At 74.2% G+C, this 22,393-nt stretch carries 18 protein-coding genes; 10 read left to right on the forward strand and 8 right to left on the reverse strand.

Features of this window, described 5'->3' with window-relative positions; all coding sequences use genetic code 11:
• Positions 1-18: 18 nt before the first annotated feature.
• A complete protein-coding gene (locus IR170_RS13810; protein ID WP_193664941.1) occupies positions 19-1,662 on the reverse strand; it encodes an amidohydrolase in 1,644 nt (547 codons plus the stop codon).
• A gap of 138 nt (positions 1,663-1,800) precedes the next feature.
• Between IR170_RS13810 and IR170_RS13815 the strand changes: the two genes are divergently transcribed.
• Positions 1,801-3,186 (forward strand): aspartate aminotransferase family protein, encoded by a 1,386-nt coding sequence (locus IR170_RS13815; protein ID WP_193664943.1) that lies wholly within the window; start codon positions 1,801-1,803, stop codon positions 3,184-3,186.
• A gap of 47 nt (positions 3,187-3,233) precedes the next feature.
• Here IR170_RS13815 and IR170_RS13820 read toward each other — a convergent pair whose 3' ends face one another.
• From IR170_RS13820 to IR170_RS13840, 5 genes are read right to left on the reverse strand one after another with little or no spacing between them, the layout of a single operon-like run.
• Positions 3,234-4,682, reverse strand: coding sequence for an NAD(P)/FAD-dependent oxidoreductase (locus tag IR170_RS13820; protein WP_319805082.1), 1,449 nt, complete (start codon positions 4,680-4,682; stop codon positions 3,234-3,236).
• A complete protein-coding gene (locus IR170_RS13825; protein ID WP_319805083.1) occupies positions 4,679-5,521 on the reverse strand; it encodes an ABC transporter permease in 843 nt (280 codons plus the stop codon). The genes IR170_RS13820 and IR170_RS13825 overlap by 4 nt, the downstream gene beginning before the upstream one ends.
• Positions 5,518-6,450 (reverse strand): ABC transporter permease, encoded by a 933-nt coding sequence (locus IR170_RS13830; protein ID WP_193664944.1) that lies wholly within the window; start codon positions 6,448-6,450, stop codon positions 5,518-5,520. Before IR170_RS13830 ends, IR170_RS13825 begins: the two co-directional genes overlap by 4 nt.
• Positions 6,450-7,652, reverse strand: coding sequence for an ABC transporter ATP-binding protein (locus IR170_RS13835; protein WP_193664947.1), 1,203 nt, complete (start codon positions 7,650-7,652; stop codon positions 6,450-6,452). Before IR170_RS13835 ends, IR170_RS13830 begins: the two co-directional genes overlap by 1 nt.
• Positions 7,636-8,826 (reverse strand): polyamine ABC transporter substrate-binding protein, encoded by a 1,191-nt coding sequence (locus IR170_RS13840; protein WP_193664949.1) that lies wholly within the window; start codon positions 8,824-8,826, stop codon positions 7,636-7,638. The genes IR170_RS13835 and IR170_RS13840 overlap by 17 nt, the downstream gene beginning before the upstream one ends.
• A 171-nt stretch (positions 8,827-8,997) precedes the next feature.
• On the opposite strand from IR170_RS13840, the gene IR170_RS13845 reads away from it, so the two are divergent.
• From IR170_RS13845 to IR170_RS13885, 9 genes are all read left to right on the forward strand, one after another.
• Positions 8,998-9,471 (forward strand): Lrp/AsnC family transcriptional regulator, encoded by a 474-nt coding sequence (locus tag IR170_RS13845; protein WP_056862398.1) that lies wholly within the window; start codon positions 8,998-9,000, stop codon positions 9,469-9,471.
• Positions 9,472-9,563: 92 nt separating this feature from the next.
• Complete coding sequence (locus IR170_RS13850; RefSeq protein WP_319805084.1) at positions 9,564-10,844, forward strand: NAD(P)/FAD-dependent oxidoreductase; 1,281 nt, start codon at positions 9,564-9,566, stop codon at positions 10,842-10,844.
• 149 nt (positions 10,845-10,993) lie between these two features.
• Positions 10,994-12,361: an MBL fold metallo-hydrolase gene (locus IR170_RS13855; RefSeq protein ID WP_193664951.1), complete on the forward strand. Its 1,368-nt coding sequence runs from the start codon at positions 10,994-10,996 to the stop codon at positions 12,359-12,361.
• A 192-nt stretch (positions 12,362-12,553) separates the two neighbouring features.
• Positions 12,554-14,569, forward strand: a complete 2,016-nt coding sequence (locus IR170_RS13860; protein ID WP_193664953.1) for a hypothetical protein — start codon at positions 12,554-12,556, stop codon at positions 14,567-14,569.
• Positions 14,570-14,589: 20 nt separating this feature from the next.
• Entirely contained in the window at positions 14,590-15,873 is a 1,284-nt protein-coding gene (locus IR170_RS13865) for a hypothetical protein (RefSeq protein WP_193664956.1), read from the forward strand.
• A gap of 78 nt (positions 15,874-15,951) precedes the next feature.
• On the forward strand, positions 15,952-17,205 hold the full coding sequence (locus tag IR170_RS13870; protein ID WP_193664958.1) for a YeeE/YedE family protein: 1,254 nt from the start codon (positions 15,952-15,954) through the stop codon (positions 17,203-17,205).
• 179 nt (positions 17,206-17,384) lie between these two features.
• A complete protein-coding gene (locus IR170_RS13875) occupies positions 17,385-18,320 on the forward strand; it encodes a serine protein kinase RIO (RefSeq protein WP_193664960.1) in 936 nt (311 codons plus the stop codon).
• Between the two features lie 74 nt (positions 18,321-18,394).
• The gene (bluB, locus tag IR170_RS13880; protein ID WP_193664962.1) at positions 18,395-19,075 is read left to right on the forward strand and encodes a 5,6-dimethylbenzimidazole synthase; all 681 of its coding nucleotides are present in this window, start codon (positions 18,395-18,397) and stop codon (positions 19,073-19,075) included.
• Positions 19,072-20,166, forward strand: a complete 1,095-nt coding sequence (locus IR170_RS13885) for a Rossmann fold nucleotide-binding protein (protein ID WP_193664965.1) — start codon at positions 19,072-19,074, stop codon at positions 20,164-20,166. The genes bluB and IR170_RS13885 overlap by 4 nt, the downstream gene beginning before the upstream one ends.
• Here IR170_RS13885 and IR170_RS13890 read toward each other — a convergent pair.
• On the reverse strand, positions 20,141-21,451 hold the full coding sequence (locus tag IR170_RS13890; RefSeq protein WP_319805085.1) for a glycosyltransferase family 4 protein: 1,311 nt from the start codon (positions 21,449-21,451) through the stop codon (positions 20,141-20,143). The genes IR170_RS13885 and IR170_RS13890 overlap by 26 nt on opposite strands.
• A gap of 82 nt (positions 21,452-21,533) precedes the next feature.
• Positions 21,534-22,379 (reverse strand): N-acetyltransferase, encoded by an 846-nt coding sequence (locus IR170_RS13895; protein ID WP_193664967.1) that lies wholly within the window; start codon positions 22,377-22,379, stop codon positions 21,534-21,536.
• Positions 22,380-22,393 lie beyond the last annotated feature (14 nt).

Consider the following 22,393-nt stretch of genomic DNA (forward strand, 5'->3'; position numbering starts at 1 on the left):
TCGGTCGTGACCGTGACCTCAGACCGCGAAGACGCACGCTCCGTCGACCCAGGTCGAGCTGACCTGGGTCGCCCCGACCTCCTCGACGGGCCCGAGGAACGGGTCGCGGTCGAGCACGACCAGGTCGGCCACCGCCCCGGGCGCCACCGTGCCGGCGCCGACGTCGTCGCGGCGGTTCACCCACGCGCTGCCCGAGGTGTAGGCCGCCAGCGAGGTCGCGAGGTCGAGCGCCTGCTCGGGCAGGAAGGCCTCGGTGCCGCCGCGGCCCGCCTCGTCGCGCGCCCAGCGGTTGACCGCGACGTGCACCGCCTCGAGCGGGTGCGGCGTCGAGACCGGCCAGTCGCTGCCGGCCACGAGCCGCGCACCCGTGCGGTGCAGGGAGCCGAAGGGGTACTGCCACCCGGCCCGCTCCAGGCCGAGGAACGGCAGCGTCAGCTCGACCATCTGCTCGTCGAGGCAGGCCCACAGCGTCTGCAGGTTGGCGGCGACGCCCAGGGCGCCGAAGCGCGGCACGTCGTCGGGGTGCACGAGCTGCAGGTGCGCCACGTGGTGCCGCCCGGCGCGACGCAGGTCGTCGTCGAGGGCCTCGAAGGCGTCGAGCGCTTCGCGCACCCCGCGGTCGCCGATGCCGTGCACGTGCACCTGGAAGCCCTCGGCCGCGAGGGCCGCGACCGCCGCGGTGAGGGCGGCGGGGTCGAGGAAGGAGTGCCCCGCGTTGTCGGTGGGGTGGCCGCACCGGTCGAGGTAGGGCGCGGTGAGGGAGGCCGAGCCGTTCTCCGCCACGCCGTCCTGCATGACCTTGACGCTCGTCGCGCGGAAGCGGCCGTGGCTGTAGGCGGCGCGGCGGGCGACCAGGTCGGCGACCTGCTCGAGGCCGCGGTCGCGCTCCCACCACAGCGCGCCCACGACGTGGGCGGTGAGCACCCCGCGCTGCGCCGCCCTCAGGTACGCCGGCCCCGGGTCGTCCATGCCGGCGTAGGCCCCGACGATCGCGTCCTGCCACCCGGTGACGCCCACCGAGTGCAGGTAGGACTGCCCTGCGAGGAGCGCCGCGTCGTACTCCGCCTCGGTGGTCGCCGGGGCGAGGTCGGCGACCAGCGCCATGGCCGCCTCGTGGAGGGTGCCGGTGGGCCGGCCGTCGGCGTCGCGCTCGATGCGGCCGTGGGGCGGGTCGGGCGTCTCCGCGGTGATGCCGGCCAGCTCGAGGGCGCGGGTGTTGACCCAGGCGCCGTGGTGGTCGCGGTTGGGCAGCAGCACCGGCCGGTCGGGCAGGACCGCGTCGAGGTCGGCGGCGGTCGGGGTGCCGCCGGGGAAGGCGGCCATCGCCCAGCCCCCGCCGAGCACCCACGCGCGCTCGGGGTGGGCCGCGGCGTAGGCGGCGACCGCCGCGACGTAGCCCTCGCGCGTGCCGACGTCGGAGAGGTCGCAGCGCACCCGCTCGAGACCGCCCTGCACCGCGTGCACGTGGGCGTCGACGAACCCCGGGGCCAGCATCCCGCCGGCGAGGTCCACCACCTGCTGGCCGGACTCCGGGCGCGGGCGGCCCTGCCCGGCGCGGCGTACGTCGGTCACGACGCCGTCGCGCACCACCACCGCGTCGACGGCGCCCACGTGCTCGTGGCCGTCGAAGAGGCTCCCACCGGTGAACACCGTCGAGGTCATGGCTGCAGTGAACCAGAGCCCCGGGCCGGTCGCGCCCTGACGCCCGACGGGCGGGATTCGACGGATTCCGTCACGGAAACCCGCTCACACCGTCGATTCCGCTTGCACACCTCCCCTCGGAGCGCGCACGATGAGCGCATGCTCCCTGACTACGACCACCTCCAGAAGGCCGCCAAGGACCACCTCTGGATGCACTTCACGCGCCACGGGTCCTACGAGGCCGCCGACGTGCCGGTGATCGTGCGCGGGGAGGGCGTGCACCTCTACGACGCCCACGGCAAGCGCTACCTCGACGGCCTGGCCGGTCTCTTCGTCAGCCAGCTCGGTCACGGCCGCCGCGACCTGGCCGAGGCCGCGGCCACGCAGGCCGGCGAGCTGGCCTTCCACCCGCTGTGGTCCTACGCCCACCCGACCGCGATCCGGCTGGCCGAGCGGGTGGCGTCCTACGCGCCCGGCGACCTCAACCGGGTCTTCTTCACCACCGGCGGCGGCGAGGCGGTCGAGAGCGCCTGGAAGCTGGCCAAGAACTACTTCAAGCTCACCGGCCGCCCGATGAAGCACAAGGTCATCAGCCGCTCGATCGCCTACCACGGCACCACGCAGGGGGCGCTGTCGATCACGGGCCTGCCGCTGCTCAAGCAGCAGTTCGAGCCGCTGGTGCCCTCGACCTTCCGCGTGCCCAACACCAACGCCTACCGCGCCCCCGCCCACGCGCTGGGTCCCGGCGGCGACGACCTCGAGGCCTACGGCCTCTGGGCCGCGGACCAGATCGCGGTCGCGATCGAGAACGAGGGCCCCGACACGGTGGCCGCGGTCTTCCTCGAGCCGGTGCAGAACGCCGGCGGCTGCTTCCCGCCGCCGCCCGGCTACTTCCAGCGCGTGCGCGAGATCTGCGACCGGTACGACGTGCTCCTGGTCTCCGACGAGGTCATCTGCGCCTTCGGCCGCCTCGGCCACATGTTCGGGGCCGAGCGCTACGGCTACCAGCCCGACATCATCACCTGCGCCAAGGGCCTGACGTCGGGCTACTCCCCGCTCGGCGCGATGATCGCCTCCGACCGGCTGATGGAGCCCTTCCTGCACGGCAGCGAGTGGTTCGCCCACGGCTACACCTTCGGCGGCCACCCGGTCTCCTGCGCGGTCGCGCTGGCCAACCTCGACGCCTTCGAGGAGGAGGGGGTGCTCGAGCACGTGCGCGCCAACGAGCCCGGCTTCCGCGCCACGCTGGAGCGGCTCAAGGACCTGCCCATCGTCGGCGACGTGCGCGGCGACGGCTACTTCTACGGCATCGAGCTGGTCAAGGACCAGGCCACCAAGGAGTCCTTCGACGACGACGAGAGCGAGCGCCTGCTCTACGGCTTCGTCTCCAAGTCGCTCTACGCCGAGGGTCTCTACTGCCGCGCCGACGACCGCGGCGACCCCGTCATCCAGCTCGCGCCCCCGCTCGTCGCGACCCAGGAGCACTTCGACGAGATGGAGCAGATCCTGCGCACCGTGCTCGACAAGGCCTGGGCCCAGATCTGAGGCGACGGCCCGCCGCTCGCCTCCGAGTGGCGACGGGGCGGCGGGCCTCAGGAGTCGAAGCCGAGACCCGCGCGGTCGAGGCCGCGCAGCCACAGGTTGCGCCGCCCGCCGCGCGCGTCGGCGCGCGCGAGTGACCAGCGGGTGAGGTTGATGCCCACCGAGCGGGCCGGCTCGGGCGGGAAGGGCAGCGGCTGCTCGCGCACCATGCGCAGCCGGGTGCGCTCGGTGTCGGCCCCCTCCAGCAGGTCGAGCACGACCTGGGCCCCGAAGCGGCTGGCGCCGACACCGAGACCGGTGTAGCCCAGCGCGTAGCCGACGCGACCCGACACGGCCGTGCCGTAGAAGGCCGCGAAGCGGGTGCAGGTGTCGATCACCCCGCCCCAGCGGTGGGTGAAGCGCAGCCCCTCCAGCTGCGGGAAGGTCGCGAAGAAGTGCTCGGCCAGGAGGCCGTGGGTGCGCTCGCGCTGCTCCAGGGCGGCGTCGATGCGGCTGCCCCAGTGGTAGACGGCGTCGTAGCCGCCCCACAGGATCCGGTCGTCGCGGGTGAGGCGGTAGTAGTGGAAGAGGTTGGCCCCGTCGCCGATCCCCTGCCGGCCCTCCCAGCCGATCGCGGCCTTCTGGGCGGGCGAGAGCGGCTCGGTCATCAGCACGTGGTCGTAGACCGGCACGCTCATCAGCCGCAGCCGCCGCAGCAGGGGCGGGAAGGCGTTGGTGGCCAGGGCCACCCGTCCCGCACGCACCGCGCCGGGCCCGTCGGCGCCGCGCACCGTCAGGCGCACCCCGGCGCCGTCGCGCGCGAGACCGGTGACGCGGCTCTGCTCGCAGACCTCGACCCCGGCGTCCAGGCAGGCCCGCCGCAGACCCCAGGCCAGCCGCGCGGGCTCGACGAGGGCGGTCGAGGTGGGGTCGTGCAGCGCCCCGAGGTAGGTCGGCGAGTCGACCAGCGCCCGGGTCTGCGCCGCGTCGAGCCAGCGTGCGTCCCCGCCGTGGGCCGCGACCTCGGCGGCCACCTCCCGCAGCTCGTCGACCTGGTGCGGCGCGGTGGCCACGGTCAGCTCCCCGCTGCGGCGCCAGTCGCAGTCGATGCCGAGCTCCGCGATGGTCGCGCCCATCTCCTCGAGGTTGGCCGCGCCGAGCCGGTCGAGCTGCGCCAGCTCCTCGGGCCAGCGCTCCAGGCCGTTGCCGAAGCCGTGGGTGAGGCTGGCCGCGGCAAAGCCACCGTTGCGCCCGCTGGCCTGGTCGCCGCAGGTGCCGGCCTCGAGCAGGAGCACCGAGCGGGAGGGGTCGCGGTGGCGGGCCAGCAGGGCGGTCCACAGCCCGGTGTAGCCGCCGCCCACCACGACCAGGTCGGCCTGGCGCTCGCCGGTCAGCGAGGCCGTCGGGCTCGGGCGCGCCGGGTCGTCGAGCCAGTAGGTGCGCGGCTCGGCGTACGCCAGGGAGGCCGCGGCGCCCGCGCGCGGGACGCGGCTGCGGCCCGACACGGAGGGGGCGCTCACCGCGACAGCGCCCGCGAGCGGCGGCGGCTGCCGAGCTCGCCGACCAGCACGACGGCGATGGACAGCACGAACATCACGGTGCCGATGACGTTGACCTGCATCGGCACGCCGCGCTGGCTCGCGCCCCACACGTACATGGGGAAGGTCAGCTCGGTGCCGGCGTTGAGGTTGGTGACGATGAAGTCGTCGAAGGACAGCGAGAAGCTCAGCAGCGCCGCCCCGAGGATGCCGGGGAAGACCAGCGGCAGGGTGACGCGCCAGAAGGTCTGGGCCGGGGTGGCGTAGAGGTCCATGGCCGCCTGCTCCAGCGAGTCGTCCATGCCGGCCAGGCGCGAGCGCACGGTGACGACCACGAAGGACAGGCAGAACATGACGTGGGCGATGAGGATGGTCCAGAAGCCCAGCTGGCCGGAGAAGCCGGCGGCCACGAAGAGCGCCAGCAGCGAGGAGCCGAGCACGATCTCGGGCGCCGCCATCGGCAGGAAGATGAGCAGGTTCGAGGCCGAGCGGCCGCGGAAGTCGTGGCGCACCAGCGCGAAGGCCGCGAGCGTCCCGAGCAGGGTGGCGCCGAGGGTGGCGAGCACCCCGATCCGGATCGACACCCACAGCGCGTCGCACATCGACTGGTCCTCGCAGACGTTCGCCCAGTTGTCGAGGGTGAAGGACTGGAAGGCGTAGACGTTGCGGGTGCCCTCGTTGAAGCTCATCAGCACCACGACCGCGATCGGCACGAAGGTGTAGAGCAGCACCAGCAGGCCGAGCACCAGCACGAGGTGCTCGCGCAGCCACCGGCCCGCGGGCGGACGGGTCCCCCGCGCGGCCGGGCGCGCGGCGCTCACAGCAGCTCCTCCGTGCCGGCGCGGCGCACGTAGACCAGCACCAGCGCCACGATCAGCACCATGAGCACCATCGACAGCGCGGCCGCCGAGGGGTAGTCGCCCGCGTCGGTGAACTGGCTCTGGATGACGCTGCCGATGACGCGCTGGTTGGGGCTGCCCAGCAGCTGGGCGTTGATGTAGTCGCCCGCGGCCGGGATGAAGGTGAGCAGCGTGCCCGACACGACGCCGGGCAGCGACAGCGGCCAGGTGACCTTGAGGAAGCCGACCGCCGGGTGCGCGTAGAGGTCGGAGGAGGCCTCGATCAGCCGGGGGTCGATCTTGTCGATGCTGGCGTAGAGCGGCAGCACCATGAAGGGCAGGAAGTTGTAGGCCAGCCCCGCCACCACCGCGACCGGCGTGGCCAGCAGCCGGCCGTCATCGCCGAGCAGGTGGAGGAACTGCAGCGTGTCGACGACGTAGCCGTCGTCGGCGAGGATCAGCTTCCACGACAGGGTGCGCAGCAGGAAGCTGGTGAAGAACGGCGCGATGACCAGCACCAGCATGAGGTTCTTCCACCGCCCGGCCCTGAAGGCGATCGCGTAGGCGAGCACGTAGCCCAGCACCAGGCAGATCAGCGTGGCGGCGGCGCCGTACGCCAGGGCGCGCAGCAGCGGCGTCCAGTACTCCTGGACGGCGTCGACGTAGTTGCCGAAGGCGTAGGTCATCTCGTAGCCGCGGAAGTCCGACCCGCTGGGGTCGTAGAGGCTGGTGGCGGCCAGCGAGTAGAACGGCACGACGAAGAACAGGGCCAGCCAGACGGCGGCCGGCAGGAGCAGCAGGTAGCCCGTGAGGCCCCGCTTGCGGCCGGTGTCCGGCTCGGCGTCGGCGAGGTCGGTCGACGGTGGCGGCGCGTCGGGCGGCGCCAGGGTCGGGGTGGTCGGGGGCGCCATCACGCGCCGTCCCGCTGCGCCCCGGCCGAGGCGTCCTGTGCGGCGTCGAGGAGGAAGGCGTACTCGGGGCGCCACGACAGCTCCACCCGCTCGCCCGTGGTGAAGAGGCGCTGGCGGCCGGTGTTCTGGGCGAAGACCTGGAGCTCCTGGCCCCAGGGCATCCGCACGAGGTACTGCGTGCTCACCCCGACGAAGCTGACGTCGGTGACGACGCCGCCGGGGATCGTGTTGCCCGGGGCGTCGAGCTCGGCGCCCTCGTCCCCGATCAGCACCTTCTCGGGGCGGATGCCGACCCAGCCGGCGTCGCCGTCGGTGTGGGTGCGCGCGGTCGGCACCGAGACCTGGATGCCGTGCATGTCGACCGTGGTGAGGTCGGCCGAGCGCGAGAGGACGGTGCCGGCGACGAGGTTGGACTGGCCGAGGAAGTTGGCGACGAAGGTGCTGCGGGGGTTCTCGTAGAGCTCGGCCGGCGCACCCATCTGCTCGATGACGCCGGCGTTCATCACCGCGACCGTGTCGGCCATCGTCATGGCCTCCTCCTGGTCGTGGGTGACGTGGACGAAGGTGAGACCGACCTCGGTCTGGATCCGCTTGAGCTCGATCTGCATGCCGCGGCGCAGCTTGAGGTCGAGCGCGCCCAGCGGCTCGTCGAGCAGGAGCACCTCCGGCTCGTTGATCAGCGCCCGGGCCAGGGCCACGCGCTGCTGCTGGCCGCCGGAGAGCTGGGCCGGCTTCTTGCGGGCCTGGCTGCCCAGCTCGACCAGGTCGAGCATCTCGGCGACCTTCTCCTTGACGTCCTTGCGCTTGCGCCGACGCAGGCCGAAGGCGACGTTCTCGAAGATGTCGAGGTGGGGGAAGAGGGCGTAGCTCTGGAAGACGGTGTTGACCGGACGCCGGTAGGGCTTGGCCCAGGTGATGTCCTGCTCGCCGAGGGTGATGCTGCCCGAGGTGGGCGTCTCCAGGCCCGCGACCATGCGCAGGGTGGTGGTCTTGCCGCAGCCCGAGGGGCCCAGCAGCGCGAAGAACGACCCGGCCGGCACGTCGAGGTCGAGGTCGTCGACGGCGGTGAAGGTCGCGAAGCGCTTGGTCACGCTGCGCAGCCGCAGCCCGTCGTACGCCGCGCCGCGCGCACCGCCCGGGTCGGCGCCGGGTACGACGCCCGGAGCGCTCGCCGGTCCTGCTCCCTCAGCCACCTGTGACATCGGCCCACTCCCCTTCGTACTGCGCGGTCTGCTGGTCGTCGAGCGGCATGAAGTCGAAGGTCGCGGCGAGGGCCTCGTCGTCGGGGAAGATCAGCTTGTTGTCGACGAGGCTGGGATCGATCTTCTCCATCTCCTCGCGGGCGCCCTCGACGGGGCAGATGTAGTTGACCCAGGAGGCGAGCTTCGCCGCCACGGCCGGCTCGTAGTAGTAGTCGATCCACGCCTCGGCGTTGGCGGTGTGGGTGGCGAGGTTGGGCACGATCATGTTGTCGCTCCACAGCGCCAGCCCCTCCTCCGGCGTCACGAACTTGATGTCGGGGTTGTCGAACTGCAGCTGGATGACGTCGCCCGACCAGGCCTCGCAGGCCACGACGTTGCCCGCGGCGAGGTCCTGGACGTACTCGTTGCCGGTGAAGGAGCGCACGTGGCCGTCGGCCACGACCTGGCGCAGCCGGTCGATGGCGTCGGCCCACTCGTCGTCGTCGAAGTCGCCCGGGTCGGCCCCGGTGACCTTGAGCATGAAGGCCATCGTGTCGCGCATCTCCGAGAGCAGGCTGATGCGGCCCTTGAGGTCGGGACGGGTGAGGAGCTCCTCGAAGCTGCCGACGGCGTCGGTCCTGCTCGAGTCGTAGGCGATGCCGGTCAGGCCGGTCTGCCACGGCGCGTGGTACCGCAGCTCGGGGTCCCACTGCACGCCGCGCAGGGGCTCGATGAGGTTGGCGTGCAGGTTCGGCACGCGGTCGGGGTCGAGGGGCTGGATCCAGCCCAGACCGATCATGCGCGCCGCCATCCAGTCGGTCAGCATGATCAGGTCGCGGTCGATGGGCTCGCACGTGCCGAGCTGGTTGCGGACCTTGGCGTAGAACTCGGCGTTGTCGTTGACGTCGTCGGTGTAGTCGACCGTGATCCCGGTGCGCTCGGTGAACCCCATGAACGTGCCGTTCTTGTTGTTGCGGGGGTCGATGTACTGCGGCCAGTTGGAGATGACGAGCGAGCGGTCGCTCCCGGAGCGGTCGGCGGCGCGGCAGCTGGCGGGATCCTGGGCGGCGCCGGCGACCTCGAAGACGGGCAGCTTGAGCGCGGCGAGGCTGGCTCCGCCGAGGGCGAGCGCGCCGCCGCCGCGCAGGAGGGAGCGGCGACTGAGGCCGGTGGGTCGGTGGGACGGGACGCTCACGACACTCCTTCCGGGGCACGGGCTGGCACGAGAGCAAGTGCTCGGATCGTGCCACGATCACCCCGGGTCGACAAGCGATCCGGTCGAGACGAAACCTTCCCGCAACGAAATCGTTCGTCAAACCCCCCGCCATGCGTCCGAGAGCACCCCGCGAGGCGGTACCTTGCGGGCATGAGTCGCAAGCCCGGACGTCCCACGACCCACCTCGACGACGTCTCCAAGGCCATCATCGAGCAGCTGCAGCAGGACGGCCGGCGCTCCTACGCCGCGATCGGCAAGGTCGTCGGCCTCTCGGAGGCCGCCGTGCGCCAGCGGGTCCAGCGACTCACCGAGAGCGGCGTCATCCAGGTCGTCGCGGTCACCGACCCGCTGCAGCTGGGCTTCGCGCGCCAGGCGATGGTCGGCATCAAGGCCACGGGCCCGCTCGAGCCGCTGGCCGACACCCTGGCCGAGATGCCGGAGGTCGACTACGTCGTCATCACGGCCGGGTCCTACGACCTGCTGGTGGAGGCCGTCTGCGAGTCCGACGAGCACCTGTTGGAGCTGCTCTCGACGCGCATCCGCACCATCCCCGGCGTCGTGGCCACGGAGACCTTCATGTACCTCGAGCTGCGCAAGCAGACCTACTCCTGGGGTGTGCGCTGAGCGCGGACCCGCGCTCGCTCTCGCTGTGGCACGCCACCGCGGGCGGGTCGTGGGCCCCACGGCCCGCGCTGCCCGGGGACCGCGAGGCCGACGTGGCCGTCGTCGGCGCCGGGCTCACGGGCCTGTGGACCGCGCTCTACCTCGCCCGCGCCGACCCCACGCTGCGGATCGTGGTGCTCGAGGCCGAGACCGCCGGCTTCGGCGCCTCGGGACGCAACGGCGGCTGGTGCTCGGCGCTCTTCCCGGCCTCGCTGCCCACGCTCGCGGCGGCGTCCTCACGGCGGGCCGCCCTGGCCCAGCACGCCGCGATGCGCGCGAGCGTCGACGAGGTCGCCCGGGCCTGCGCCGAGGAGGGCGTCGACGCCCAGCTGGCCAAGGGCGGCACCATCGTGCTCGCGCGCAGCCGGCCCCAGCTCGCCCGGGCCCGCGCCGAGGTCGACGCCGCCCGCGCCTGGGGGCGTGACGAGGACGACCTGCGCCTGCTCGGCCCCGCCGAGGCCGACGCCGTGCTGCGGGGCCGCGGGACCCTCGCCGCGACCTACACCCCCGACTGCGCAGCACTCCACCCGGCACGCCTGGTGCGCGGCCTGGCCGAGGCGGTCGAGCGCCGCGGGGTGCTGATCCACGAGCGCACGCGGGCCACGTCGATCGGGCCCGGCCTGGTCGAGACCACCCACGGCACGGTGCGGGCCGACGTCGTCGTGCGCGCCACCGAGGGCTACACCGCCCGCCTGCCGGGTCACGCGCGCACGCTGGCCCCGGTCTACTCGCTCATGATCGCCAGCGAGCCCCTGCCCCCCGAGGTCTGGGAGGAGATCGGACTGGCGCGCCGCGAGACCTTCAGCGACCACCGCCACCTCGTGGTCTACGGCCAGCGCACCGCTGACGACCGGATCGTCTTCGGCGGCCGCGGCGCGCCCTACCACCTCGGCTCGCGCACCCACCCGTCCTTCGACCGCGACGACCGGGTCTTCGCCGGACTCCACGCCGCCCTCCTCGACCTCTTCCCGGCGGTGCGCGGCACCCGCTTCACCCACGCCTGGGGCGGGGCGCTCGGCATCCCCCGCGACTGGTGCGCCTCGGTCGGCCTCGACCGCCGCAGCGGCCTGGCCTGGGCCGGGGGCTACGTCGGTGACGGCCTGAGCACCACCAACCTCGCCGGACGCACCCTGCGCGACCTGGTGCTGGGCCACGACACCGACCTCACCGCGCTGCCGTGGGTCGGCCACCGCTCCCCCGCGTGGGAGCCGGAGCCGCTGCGCTGGCTCGGCATCAACGCCGGCCTGACCGCGACGACCTGGGCCGACGCCGAGGAGCGACTCACCCGCCGCCCCTCGCTGCTGGCGCGCGCCACGGCCCCCTTCCTGGGCTGAGCCGGGCCGCCTCGCGCGGCCGGTCCCCCGCACAGCCGCACCCCTGGCGGGGGTGACAGGCAACTCCTGCCGTCGGCTCGGTCGACCCGCGCACGTCTGTACTGATATATCTCTAGTGCTTTACTCGACGTAAGCACCTGGAGGACCCCGTGCACGTCATCACCATCCCCCTGCCCGCCCTGGGCAACCGGTGCCACCTGGTGCACGACGGCGCCTCGGCGCTGGTCGTCGACCCGCCGCGCGACCTGCGCCCGGTCGAGCGGGCCGCCGAGCAGGCCGGCGTGGACATCCGCGTCGTCGCCGACACCCACGTGCACAACGACTACGTCTCCGGCGCCCTCGGGCTCGCCCGACGCCACGGCGCCGACTACCTGCTCTCGGCCGACGAGGCGGTGGACTTCGAGCGGGTCGGCGTGCGCGACGGCGACCGCGTCGCCGTCGGCCGGATGAGCCTCGAGGTGCTCGCCACGCCCGGCCACACCCGCCACCACCAGTCCTTCCTGGTCACCGGGGCCACCGGGGCGTCCGGCAGCCCCACCGCCGGCGCCGTGTTCAGCGGCGGCAGCCTCCTGCACGGCACCGTCGGTCGCACCGACCTGGTCGACCCGCGCCTGGCCACCGACCTCGCCCGCGCCCAGTGGCGCAGCGCCCGACGCCTCGCCGCGCTCGACCCCGCCACCCTGCTCCACCCCACCCACGGCTTCGGGTCCTTCTGCGCCGGCCGGCCCGCCGAGGCCGGCGACGGCGACGTCACCCTCGCCTCCCAGCTGACGACGAACCCCGTGCTGACCAAGGCCGAGGAGGCGTTCGTGTCCGACCTCGTCGCGGGCTTCGGCCCGGTCCCGCGCCACTACGCCCACATGGCTCCGCTCAACCGGGCCGGTGCCGGGCGCAGCGCCGGTCGGGCGGCGCGGCCGGTGACCGCGGCCCAGGTCTCCGACGCGGTGCTCGCCGGGGCCTGGGTCGTCGACCTGCGAGGACGCGACCGCTTCGCCGAAGGGCACCTGACCGGGTCGGTGAGCGTCGAGCAGGGCCCGCAGCTCGCGACGTACGTCGGCTGGCTGGTGCCGTGGGGCGACGACATCGTCCTGCTGACCGACGACCCCACCCGTCTCGGTGAGGCCGTGAGCGACCTCGCGGCCATCGGCATCGAGGGGGTCGGCACCCACGTGCTCGACGGCAGCGAGGCCATGGGGGCCCGCTACCGCCGCACCGACTGGGCGGGCTACCGCACCGCCCCCGCCGGGGTGCGCCGCGTCGTCGTCGACGTGCGTCAGCGTGACGAGTGGCAGTCGGGACACCTGCCCGGGGCCTTGCACCTGCCGGTGCAGGACGTCGAGCGGGCCGCGCACCGGCTGCCCGCCGGCGAGCTGTGGGTGCACTGCCGCTCGGGCTACCGCGCCGGCATCGCCGCCAGCCTGCTGCACCGCACCGGCCGCTCGGTGGTGCACGTGGACGACGGCTGGGAGCGGGTCGAGGAGCTCGCCATCCCCACCGTCGCCGGTCTCGCCGCCTAGGCCCCCGACCCGGCGGCCACCACGGACCGCCCACCCCACGACCAGCCGTCCGGGCTCCCCGCGACGGCACCCCCGCCCCACCACGACCTCGGAGGTGACCCGACCAGATCCCCCAGCGGGACCCAGCAACACCGCAACGACATCGTTCAGAGGCGGCCCCCCGGCCGCCCCTCTCGGGAGGTGCTCCACCCCGTGTCAACATCCCACTCCGCGCGCTCGACGCGCCCCCGCACCCAGCGGACCCACAGCCGGTGGCGACTCGCCGCCGGCGCGAGCCTGGCCGCCCTCGGCCTGGCGTCCTCCGGTCTCGTCGCCCAGGCCCCCGCCTCGGCCAACGAGACCAACGAGCCGGGCAGCGACCCCGGCCAGCCCGTCGACATCGCCACCCCGGCGATCGCGACGCTCAACGGCCTCATCCAGTCGCTGTTCAACTCCGAGATCATCAGCCAGACCTCGAAGATCATCGGCGCCGACGACCGGGCCTACTGGCTGACCAACAACCTCGAGTCCGACCTCATCCCGACCACGGTCCTGCAGGACCTCGGCCTCGGCGACGTCATCCCGGACCTCGGGCTGGGCGGCGGGGACTCGGGCGGCACGGTGCCCGACGACGGACTGCGCCGCGAGTACCTCGTGGTGTGGGCCGGCGACAACAACATCCTCGACCGCACCGGCAAGGAGCTGACCTCGCTCCCCGAGGTGGTCAACTCCGACCTCCTCGGCACGCAGGACCTCATCGGCCCCGACTTCTTCGCGGTCGTCGACGCCACCAAGGGCTCCTCCAGCTACGGCAAGGTGGTCAACACCGCCACGGTCGGCCCGCTGGTCGAGAACGAGCCCCACCACATGCAGTACATCTGGCACAAGGGCAACAACATCTTCGCCGGCGGGCTCTTCACCGACGTCACCTACGTCATCGACACCTCCCGGCTCCCCGCCCTCGAGCTCAAGCACGTCAACCTGCCCACCGACACCCTGTGCGGCTCCGTGCCCGACGCCTACTGGGTGACCAAGGACGGCGGCGCCTACGGCACCTACATGGGCGGCCCCGACGTGCCCGGCCCCTGCACCTACAGCGACGGCACGACGCGCATCGGCAACGGCTTCGCCGGCTCCCCCGGCGAGCTGGTCCGGCTGGACGAGAACGGCGAGACCGTCTACGAGGCGCCGGCGACCCCGCTCACCGCGGAGACGAAGGAGCGCTGCGACAACATCCCGCAGCTGCCCGCCGCCACCTGCGCCAACCCGCACGGCATCCAGGTGCGCGAGGACCTCGACACGCTGATCACCAGCGACTACAACGAGCCCCGCAACATCATCCTCAACCCGGTGGCCGCGCCCTCGTCGTACCTGCGCCGGCCCACCGTGCGCACCTGGGACATCTCCGACCCCGACGAGCCGAAGCTCAAGGCGGTCTCCTTCCTGCCCGACGGGCCCCGGGTGGGCAAGGTCGCCCACCACGAGGAGAACCGCGCGGTCATGGAGACCACGGTGACCAACCAGCCGGGCCACAAGGGCGCCTTCGCCTCCACCATGCAGGGCGGTGCGATCTTCTACAGCCCCGACATCACCGCGGCGAGGCCGGAGTGGCGCGAGGTCTTCGACCTCTCCACCGCCAACAAGCAGATCGCCCCCGACCAGAACCCCTACGGCGGCGGCGTCAACAGCGCCTGGATCCAGACCAGCCTCGACGACAAGTACCTCTACAACGCCGTCGCGGGGCGCTCGGCCAGCGGCACCGACCAGGGCAGCAAGCCCTTCATCCTCAAGCTCGACATCCAGCAGCTGGTGGCCTCCGGGGGCGACCCCGAGTGCAGCATCGACACCATCGAGGAGACCGTCGAGGGAGGCGCCGAGAGCGACTGCCCTGCTGTGGTCGACATCCTCGAGGCGCCCGGCGGCCCCCACTGGGGCACCCTGGACAACCTCGAGCTCGGTGAGGACGGCTACTACCACGAGACCACCGACGTGAAGCGGATCGCCTACTCGAACTACTTCGTGGCCCGCACGGGCCTCGACGGCGACCACCGCGTCTGCATGGTCGACATCGCCGAGGACGCCACCATGGCGATCGACGAGGAGTTCGCCGACGAGAACACCGGCGAGCCGTGCCTCGACTTCGACCGCGAGGAGTGGCCCCACGGCGTGTGGGGCCCGGCCAAGCCGCACTCGATGCTCTTCGTCACCGCCGACGACGACATCCGCTGAGACGCGACGAGGACTCGACGATGACGTCGTACGACGACACCACCCCGGGGCGGGACCGGTCCGACCGGTCCCGCCTCCGGGCGGTCCTGACCCTCGGCGCGGCCGGAGCCGTGGCGGCCCTCGTGGTCGCCGGCGCCGTCAGCGCCGGGGCCGGACCGTCGGGCTCCGACCCGCGCGAGGGCAGCGCCCTCGTGACGGACTGGACCGCCCGCACCGACGGCCAGCAGGTCCTCGGCGGCGAGCGGGAGCCCGGCGTCCCCACGATCCAGCGGATCCGGCACGACGACGTGCAGTTCACCGTGACCGTCGCGCCCGCCCGTCCGGGCCCCAACCTCGTGCGCATCGACGCGCTCCACGTGGAGCGTCGCTCCGAGGGACGCCCCGGCGCGGCCGGTCACGCCACCAAGCCCGCCTGGGTCGGCACCAGCGAGGACTCCCTGGTCAAGGCGGTGCCGCGACCCGGCACCGACGGCCTGTGGGCCACCGTCGACCTGCCCGAGGGCAGCGGCACCGTGCTGGTGACCCACGGCCGCTGGCACCGCGTGCCCTTCGCGGTCGAGACGGGCGCCGACACCCCGGACACCTCGCTGTGGACCGGCGACGACGGCCCCGAGTGCGTCGCGGCCGCCACGGCCGAGGTCATCACGGGGGCCCTCCCCTCGGTGTGCCCGGCCGCCGGGCTCAAGCAGCCCGACGAGACGGCGCTGCTCGCCGTGGTCGACACCCTGGCCGCCCGCGGCGTCGAGGAGCTGGCCGTCGAGCACGACCCGTCGGCCCGCAGCCGGCAGGCCCTCGCGGCCGTGACCGCCCGCGCCGAGGACCTCGGCGTCGAGGTGGTCGACCCCGCGGCCGCACCCGGCGAGCGCAACGCGCTGCTCGTCGTGAGCGGGTGGGCCGACGCGGCCCGCTCACTGGCCGAGGTCACCGCCACCCCGCTGCGCCAGCAGCCGATCCGCTCCGACGGCACGTGGCTGGCCCCCTGGCTGCTCTCGCCGGGCGTGGTCGACTCCACCGCCGGCGCCATGGTGCCGCTGGACTTCGACATCCGGACCCCGGAGGCGCGCGACTTCAGCGCGACGCTGGCGACCTACCTGCCGGGCCAGTCGCCGACCTCCAGCGGCTTCGCCGCGTGGCGCAGCCAGCACGCCCAGGATCCGCTCCCCCTGGCGCTCTACGCCGCCTCCCGCGCGGCGTACATGCCCAGCCAGCGCGGTCACGAGGGCCACGAGACGCAGGTCGCGTGGTTCCCCGGCGGCACCGTCACCCCGGTCGGGCTCCCGCTCGAGCCGCCGATCGCGCGCTGAGCCCTCCACCCCCCCAGACCCCGCCACGACCCGGCCCCGGCGCTCCGCCGGGCCCCGGGACCTAGATTGGACACCACCATGTCGATCCTCCAACGCCCCCAGGTGGGCCGCTCCGCACCGCCGGGACCTCCCGCCCAGGACGCCCCCGCACCCCAGGCCGGCATCGTGCTCGGCGGTCTCGTGGCCGCCGGGGTGCTCGGCGCCGTCATCTTCGCCCGCTCCGGGCAGACCCCCGCCGTGCTCTTCGGCCTGGGGCTGTCCCTCGGCTTCGTGCTCTTCCACTCCCGCTTCGGCTTCACCTCGGCCTGGCGCCAGCTGGTCGCGGTCCGGCAGGGCAAGGCCCTGCGTGCCCACATGCTGATGCTCGCGGTGGCCTGCACGCTCTTCGCCCCGATCCTCGCCACCGGGGTCTCCTTCGGTGACGCGGCGCCCACGCCCACGCTGGCCCCCATCGGCTTCGGGCTCTTCGTCGGCTCCTTCCTCTTCGGCGTCGGCATGCAGCTGGGCGGCTCCTGCGCCTCCGGCACCCTCTTCGCGATCGGATCAGGCCAGAGCGCCATCGTGCTCACGCTGCTCGGCTTCGTCGTCGGCTCGGTGCTGGCCGCCCGCACCTTCTCCTTCTGGACCGGGCTGCCCAGCTTCGAGCCGGTCTCCCTGGCCGACACCGGCGCGGGCTACCTCGGCGCCTGGGCCATCTCCCTGGCGGTGATGGCCGCGATCGTCGGGCTCACCTTCGTCCTCGGACGGGGCCGCAGCGTGCCCCCGGTCGAGCCGCCGCCGGTGGCGCGGGGGGCCGCACGGGCCGTGCGCGGCTCCTGGCCGCTGTGGGTCGGGGCCCTGCTGCTGGCCGGGCTCAACGCCCTCACCCTGCTGGTCTCCGGCGGCGCCTGGGGCATCACCTTCGCCTTCGGCCTGTGGGGCTCGAAGGTCCTCGACGCCCTCGGTGTCGACGTGCTCGGCTGGCCCTTCTGGAGCGACCCGGCCAACCTCGCGAAGTACCAGGCCGGCGTGCTGGCCGAGAAGACCTCGGTGATGGACCTCGGCATCATCGTCGGGGCGCTCATCGCCTCGGCCGCGGCCGGGTCGTGGGTGCTGCACCGGCGCATCCCCGCCAAGCTGGCCCTCGGGGCCGTGCTCGGCGGCGTCATCATGGGCTACGGCGCCCGGATCGCCTTCGGCTGCAACATCGGCGCCTACTTCGGCGGGATCGCCTCCTTCAGCCTGCACGGCTGGCTGTGGGGGGTCATGGCCGTGGTCGGCACCGTCGCCGGGCTCGCCCTGCGCCCGCTCTTCGGGCTGACGAACCCCCGCCCCACCGACTCCGTCTGCTAGCCCCGCTGCCAGCCCGGGGATAACCCGTTGCCGACGCCCGGGTCCGACCACCACCATGGTCGGACCCGGGCGTCGCGCGTCGAGCGCCGCCCACCGTCGAGAGGAGCGTGACATGTCGATGACCGTCACCGGCCTGCCCGCAGACCACGTCCCTCCTCACGACGGAGCACCCACCACCCATGCCCCACCAGCCCGACGCCTCCTCCCCCGCCTCTGCTGACGCCCCTCTCGACACACCCCGCCCCGGGCCGGCCGGCCCCGCCCCCGACCCGGCCCCCGACCCGGCGTTCACGTTCGCCTTCCGCGCCTACGACGAGCCCGACCCCGACGACCCCGGCCGGCGCTGGTCGACCTGGTCGAGCGTCGAGCCGCTCTCGCGGGGCCCCGAGCCCCGCCCGCCCTGGGTCGTGACCTCCCAGGGCGCGGTCGACACCGACCTGGGCATCGTCAAGACCGGCAAGGAGGCCGACGTCTTCCTGCTCGACCGCACCGACCCCGCCTACCCCGACGACGGGGTGGTGATGGCCGCGAAGCGCTACCGCGGCAGCGAGCACCGCACCTTCCACCGCGCGGCGACCTACACCGAGGGCCGCAGCACCAGGCGCTCGCGCGACCAGCGGGCCCTCAAGCGCAAGAGCACCTGGGGCCGCCAGGTCGCCGCCGCCGAGTGGGCGGTCTCGGAGTGGAGCGCCCTCGTGCGCTGCTGGCGCCTCGGCCTGCCGGTGCCCTACCCCGTGCAGGTCGACGGCACCGAGCTGCTCATGGAGTGGATCACCGTCGACGGGCCCGACGGGCCGCAGACCGCGCCCCGGCTGGCCGCCACCCGTCCCGCGCCCGGCCTGCTGGCGGCCTACTTCGAGCAGCTGCGCGAGGCGATGGCCACCATGGTCCAGGACGGCCTGGTGCACGGCGACCTGTCGCCCTACAACGTCCTGGCCGCCGGCGAGCGTCTCGTGGTGATCGACCTGCCGCAGGTGGTCGACCTCGTCGGCAACGCCCAGGGCTTCGACTTCCTGCTGCGCGACTGCACGAACATGTGCACGTGGTTCCGCGCCCGCGGTCTCGACGTCGACGCCCAGGACCTCTTCGGCGACCTCGTGGCCCACGCCTTCTGAGCCGGCAGTAGCGTGGCCGGGCCCCTCCCCCTCCGTCCCACCTCCGCCCCCTCACCGCACCGAGGAGCCCGGCCTTGCTGCTCTACGACGCCGTCCGGCGCCGCCGCGACACCCGACGCGAGTTCACCGGCGAGCCGGTGGATCCCGAGGTGCTGGAGCGGGTGCTCTCGGCGGCGCACTGCGCCCCCAGCGTGGGGATGTCGCAGCCGTGGGACTTCGTGCTCGTCCGGAAGCCGGCCACGCTGGCGACCTTCCGCGACCACGTCCTCGCCGAGCGGGCGCGGTTCGCGGCCACGCTCGAGGGCGAGCGGGCCGAGACGTTCGCCGCGATCACGGTCGAGGGCGTCGTGGAGTCGGGGCTGGGCGTCGTCGTCGGCTACGACCCGCGCCGCGCGGGGCCCTCGGTGCTGGGCCGCCACACCATCGCCGACACCGGGCTCTACTCGGTGTGCCTGGCCATCGAGAACCTCTGGCTGGCCGCCACCGCGGAGGGGCTCGGCGTCGGCTGGGTGAGCTTCTACCGCGAGGAGTTCCTGGGCGAGCTGGTCGGCTTCCCCGCCCACGTCAGGCCGGTGGCCTGGCTCTGCGTGGGGCAGGTCGAGGACCTCCCCGACGTGCCCGACCTCGAGCGCCACGGCTGGCGCCACCGCTCGCCCCTCGCCTCGGTGCTCCACGACGAGCGCTGGACCCCACGACCGGACGCCGCGGGTCCGGGCACCCCCGGGCCGGGCACCGCAGGGTCGGGCACCGCGTGAGGCGCCACCGCGGGCGGGTCGTCGACCTCGGCAGCCTCGACGAGCTCGACGCGCGCCTGGCCGCCGGCACCACCTCGCTGTCGGGCTGGCGGGTGCGCGGCGTCGACCTGAGCGAGCGCGGGGAGGCCGTGCTGGGCTGCCGCGTCGCCGGCGCGCTCTTCCTGGGGTGCACCTTCGCCCCCGGCGACGCCGAGCGTCTCGGCGCGGCGGGCGCCCTGGTCCTCCCCGCGCTGGCCGACGTGCCGCTCGACGTCTACCGCGCCGGGCTCTACACCGCCGCCGACCTCTACGACGCCCCGCGCTACGCCGACAGCCTCGACGCCCGCGCCTACGCCTGGTCGCAGCAGCGCGGCGGGCCCGACGACTCGCTGGCCAAGGCCCTGCACGACCACGCGATCGACGAGGCCCTCACCGCCTGGGTCGCCGGCCGGCGCCTCGTCGGGGTCATGGGCGGCCACGCGCTCCAGCGCGGCCAGGCCGGGTACGCCGACGCCGCGCGGCTGGGCCGGCTGCTCGGTGCGGGCGGCCTGACCGTGGCCACCGGGGGCGGGCCGGGCGCGATGGAGGCGGCCAACCTCGGCGCGCGGCTGTCGGGGCGCCCGGAGGCCGAGCTCGACGCGGCGCTCGCGCGGCTGGCCGGCGTCGCGTCGTACCGGCCCTCGGTGCAGGCGTGGGCCGAGGTCGCCCTCGAGGTCGCGGCCGGACCCGACCCGGTGGAGACCCTCGGCATCCCGACCTGGCACTACGGCCACGAGCCGCCCAACGTGCTGGCCACCGCGATCGCGAAGTACGTGCGCAACGCCACCCGCGAGGCGGTGCTGCTGGCGGTCTGCGACGGGGGCATCGTCTTCCTGCCCGGCGCCGCGGGCACGGTGCAGGAGGTCTTCCAGGACGCCTGCGAGAACTACTACGCCGACGAGTCGTCGGTGGCCCCGATGGTGCTGGTGGGCCGGCACCACTGGACCGAGGAGCTGCCCGCGTGGCCGCTGCTGGAGTCGCTCGCCCGGGGCCGCACGATGCCGGTGGCGCTCGTCGACAGCGTCGAGGAGGCGGCCGCGGTGGTGCTCAGCCGGCCATCCGGTCGCCGCTGAGCCCGACCTGCCGGGCAGCCGCCGTCGCGGCCCCGGACCGGTGGGCCACCACCTCGCGGTAGTGGGTCAGCAGCGACTCGTTGACGGCGCGCCACGACCGGCCGGCGACGCTCTCGCGCGCGGCGCGGGCCATCTGCTGGCGCAGGGCGGCGTCGGTGAGGCGCTCGACGTAGGCGGCCAGGTCGTCGGCGTCGCCCGGCACGTAGAGGAACCCCGAGACCACGTCGGTGACCACGTCGACGGGTCCCCCCGAGCGGGGCGCGACCACGGGCACGCCGGCGGCGAGGGCCTCCTGCGCCGACTGGCAGTAGGTCTCGTGACGCCCGGTGTGCACGAAGACGTCGAGCGAGGCGTAGAGACGGCTGAGGTCCTCGCCGTGCAGCACGCCGAGGAAGTGCGCGCCGGGCAGGAGCTCGCGCAGGCGGCCCTCCTCGGGCCCCCCGCCGACGACCACGAGGGCGTAGCGCGGGTCGTCGGCCAGGCGGGCGAGCAGGTGCAGCTCCTTCTCCGGGGCCAGCCGGCCGACGTAGCCGACCACGAGCCGACCGTCGGGGCTGAGCTCCCGCCGCAGGTCGGCCGAGCGCCACCGCGGGTGGAAGGCGTCGAGGTCGACACCGCGCGGCCACAGGGCGGTGCGGGGCACGGCGAGGGCCTCGAGCTGCGCCAGGCTGGCCCGCGACGGCGCCAGGGTCCGGTCGGCCCGGGTGTGGATGCGGCGGGTGAGGCGGGCCATCGCGCGCGTGCCGCCGGCGATGCCGTAGCGCTCGGCGAAGCCGACCAGGTCGGTCTGGTAGATCGCCACCGTCGGCACGCCCAGCTCGTCGGCGGCCCGCACGGCCTGGTGGCCCAGGGTCGCGGGCGAGGCGACGTGGACGACGTCGGGTCGGAAGCGCAGCATCACCGCACGCAGCCGGCGCCGGGTCTCGAGGCCGATCCGGAAGTCGCGGTAGAACGGCAGGGTCGCGCCCCGCGCCAGCGTCACCGGGAAGCCGGCGTACGACGACGGGCCGGTCGGGGCGACCAGCTCGGCCTCGTGGCCCTCCGCCGCGAGGTGCTCCAGCACCCGCCGCACGGAGTTGGTGACGCCGTTGACCTGCGGCAGGAACGACTCCGCCACCACGAGCACCCGCAGCGGGCGGTCGGCGGCACCACCGGGTGGCAGGGACCCGGGTCGCAGGGACCCGGGCAGCTGGGATCCCGGTCGCAGGGGGACGGCCGCGTGGTCGCGACCACCCTGGGCGGTCCGGGACGTCGGGGCGGGTCGCAGCTGCAGGAGCCTCGTCACGCCTCGGACGCTAGGGAGCGCCGGGCAACGGCCCGGGCCGACGGGGTGACCGGCACGTGAACCGTGCGTGCCCGTCGGTCTCCTACGCGGGCGCTCCCGGCACACCCGCGGCGCCCGACGACCCCGGTGCCGTCAGGGGCACGGCGTAGGAGCGCTCCTGGCCGTGGGGCACGAAGCCGACGCGCCGCAGGATCGGGCCGGAGGTCTCGACGCGTCCCTTGACCAGGGCCATGCGGGCGTCGTGGGCCAGCGCGTAGACGAGTCGCTCGGCGAGGAGGGTGCGGTAGAGCCCACGGCCGCGCTCGGAGGCGACGACGGCGCCGCCCCAGAGGCGGGCCACGCCGTCGACGACGGTGAGGCCGGCGCTGGCGACCGGTCGGTCGCCGAGGTAGGCGACGACGGCGCCGCCGGCACCGGCGGCCAGGTCGTCGCCCGCGCGCGCGACGTAGGCCTCGACCTCGGGCAGCGAGGGGGTGCTGCCGCCGAAGACCTCGGCGCCGACGGCGAAGGAGTCCCGGGCGGTGGCGACGTCGACGGTCCAGCGGAGCTCGACCTCCGCCGACGGGGGCCGACCCAGGTCGGGGGGCGGACCGGCGAGGTCGAGGGCCATGACGTCGAGGGTCTCGTCGAGCACACCGCCGCGTGCGAGCAGCACGTCGGCCACGGCGTCGGCCGCGCCGAGCCTGGCCCAGCAGACCACCTGCTCGACGACACCGGGCACCGCCTCGGCCCGCGCCGCGACGAGCGCGTCGTCGACGAGCGCCGCGACGTCCCGGTCCGGGTCCAACGACACCAGCTCCAGGGGGTGCTCGAACCAGTCGGGGAAGCGCACGAGCTGCCATCCCTCGCCCCGGATGCGCCGGGCGTTGTCGGGCACCCACACCCACGCCGCCGCGGCCGCGGCCACGTCCTCGTGCGTCAGCGTCATGCTGCTCCCGGCCC

Origin of the sequence: Nocardioides kribbensis (assembly GCF_015070375.1) — a bacterium.
Classification (GTDB): domain Bacteria; phylum Actinomycetota; class Actinomycetes; order Propionibacteriales; family Nocardioidaceae; genus Nocardioides; species Nocardioides kribbensis.

Excerpts from the sequence above, each read along its gene's own strand:
- IR170_RS13810 (WP_193664941.1), bottom strand. The coding sequence starts at position 1,662 with ATGACCTCGACGGTGTTCACCGGTGGGAGCCTCTTCGACGGCCACGAG.
- IR170_RS13815 (WP_193664943.1), top strand. The coding sequence starts at position 1,801 with ATGCTCCCTGACTACGACCACCTCCAGAAGGCCGCCAAGGACCACCTC.
- IR170_RS13830 (WP_193664944.1), bottom strand. The coding sequence starts at position 6,450 with ATGGCGCCCCCGACCACCCCGACCCTGGCGCCGCCCGACGCGCCGCCA.
- IR170_RS13835 (WP_193664947.1), bottom strand. The coding sequence starts at position 7,652 with ATGTCACAGGTGGCTGAGGGAGCAGGACCGGCGAGCGCTCCGGGCGTC.
- IR170_RS13845 (WP_056862398.1), top strand. The coding sequence starts at position 8,998 with ATGAGTCGCAAGCCCGGACGTCCCACGACCCACCTCGACGACGTCTCC.
- IR170_RS13865 (WP_193664956.1), top strand. The coding sequence starts at position 14,590 with ATGACGTCGTACGACGACACCACCCCGGGGCGGGACCGGTCCGACCGG.
- IR170_RS13870 (WP_193664958.1), top strand. The coding sequence starts at position 15,952 with ATGTCGATCCTCCAACGCCCCCAGGTGGGCCGCTCCGCACCGCCGGGA.
- IR170_RS13875 (WP_193664960.1), top strand. The coding sequence starts at position 17,385 with ATGCCCCACCAGCCCGACGCCTCCTCCCCCGCCTCTGCTGACGCCCCT.
- IR170_RS13895 (WP_193664967.1), bottom strand. The coding sequence starts at position 22,379 with ATGACGCTGACGCACGAGGACGTGGCCGCGGCCGCGGCGGCGTGGGTG.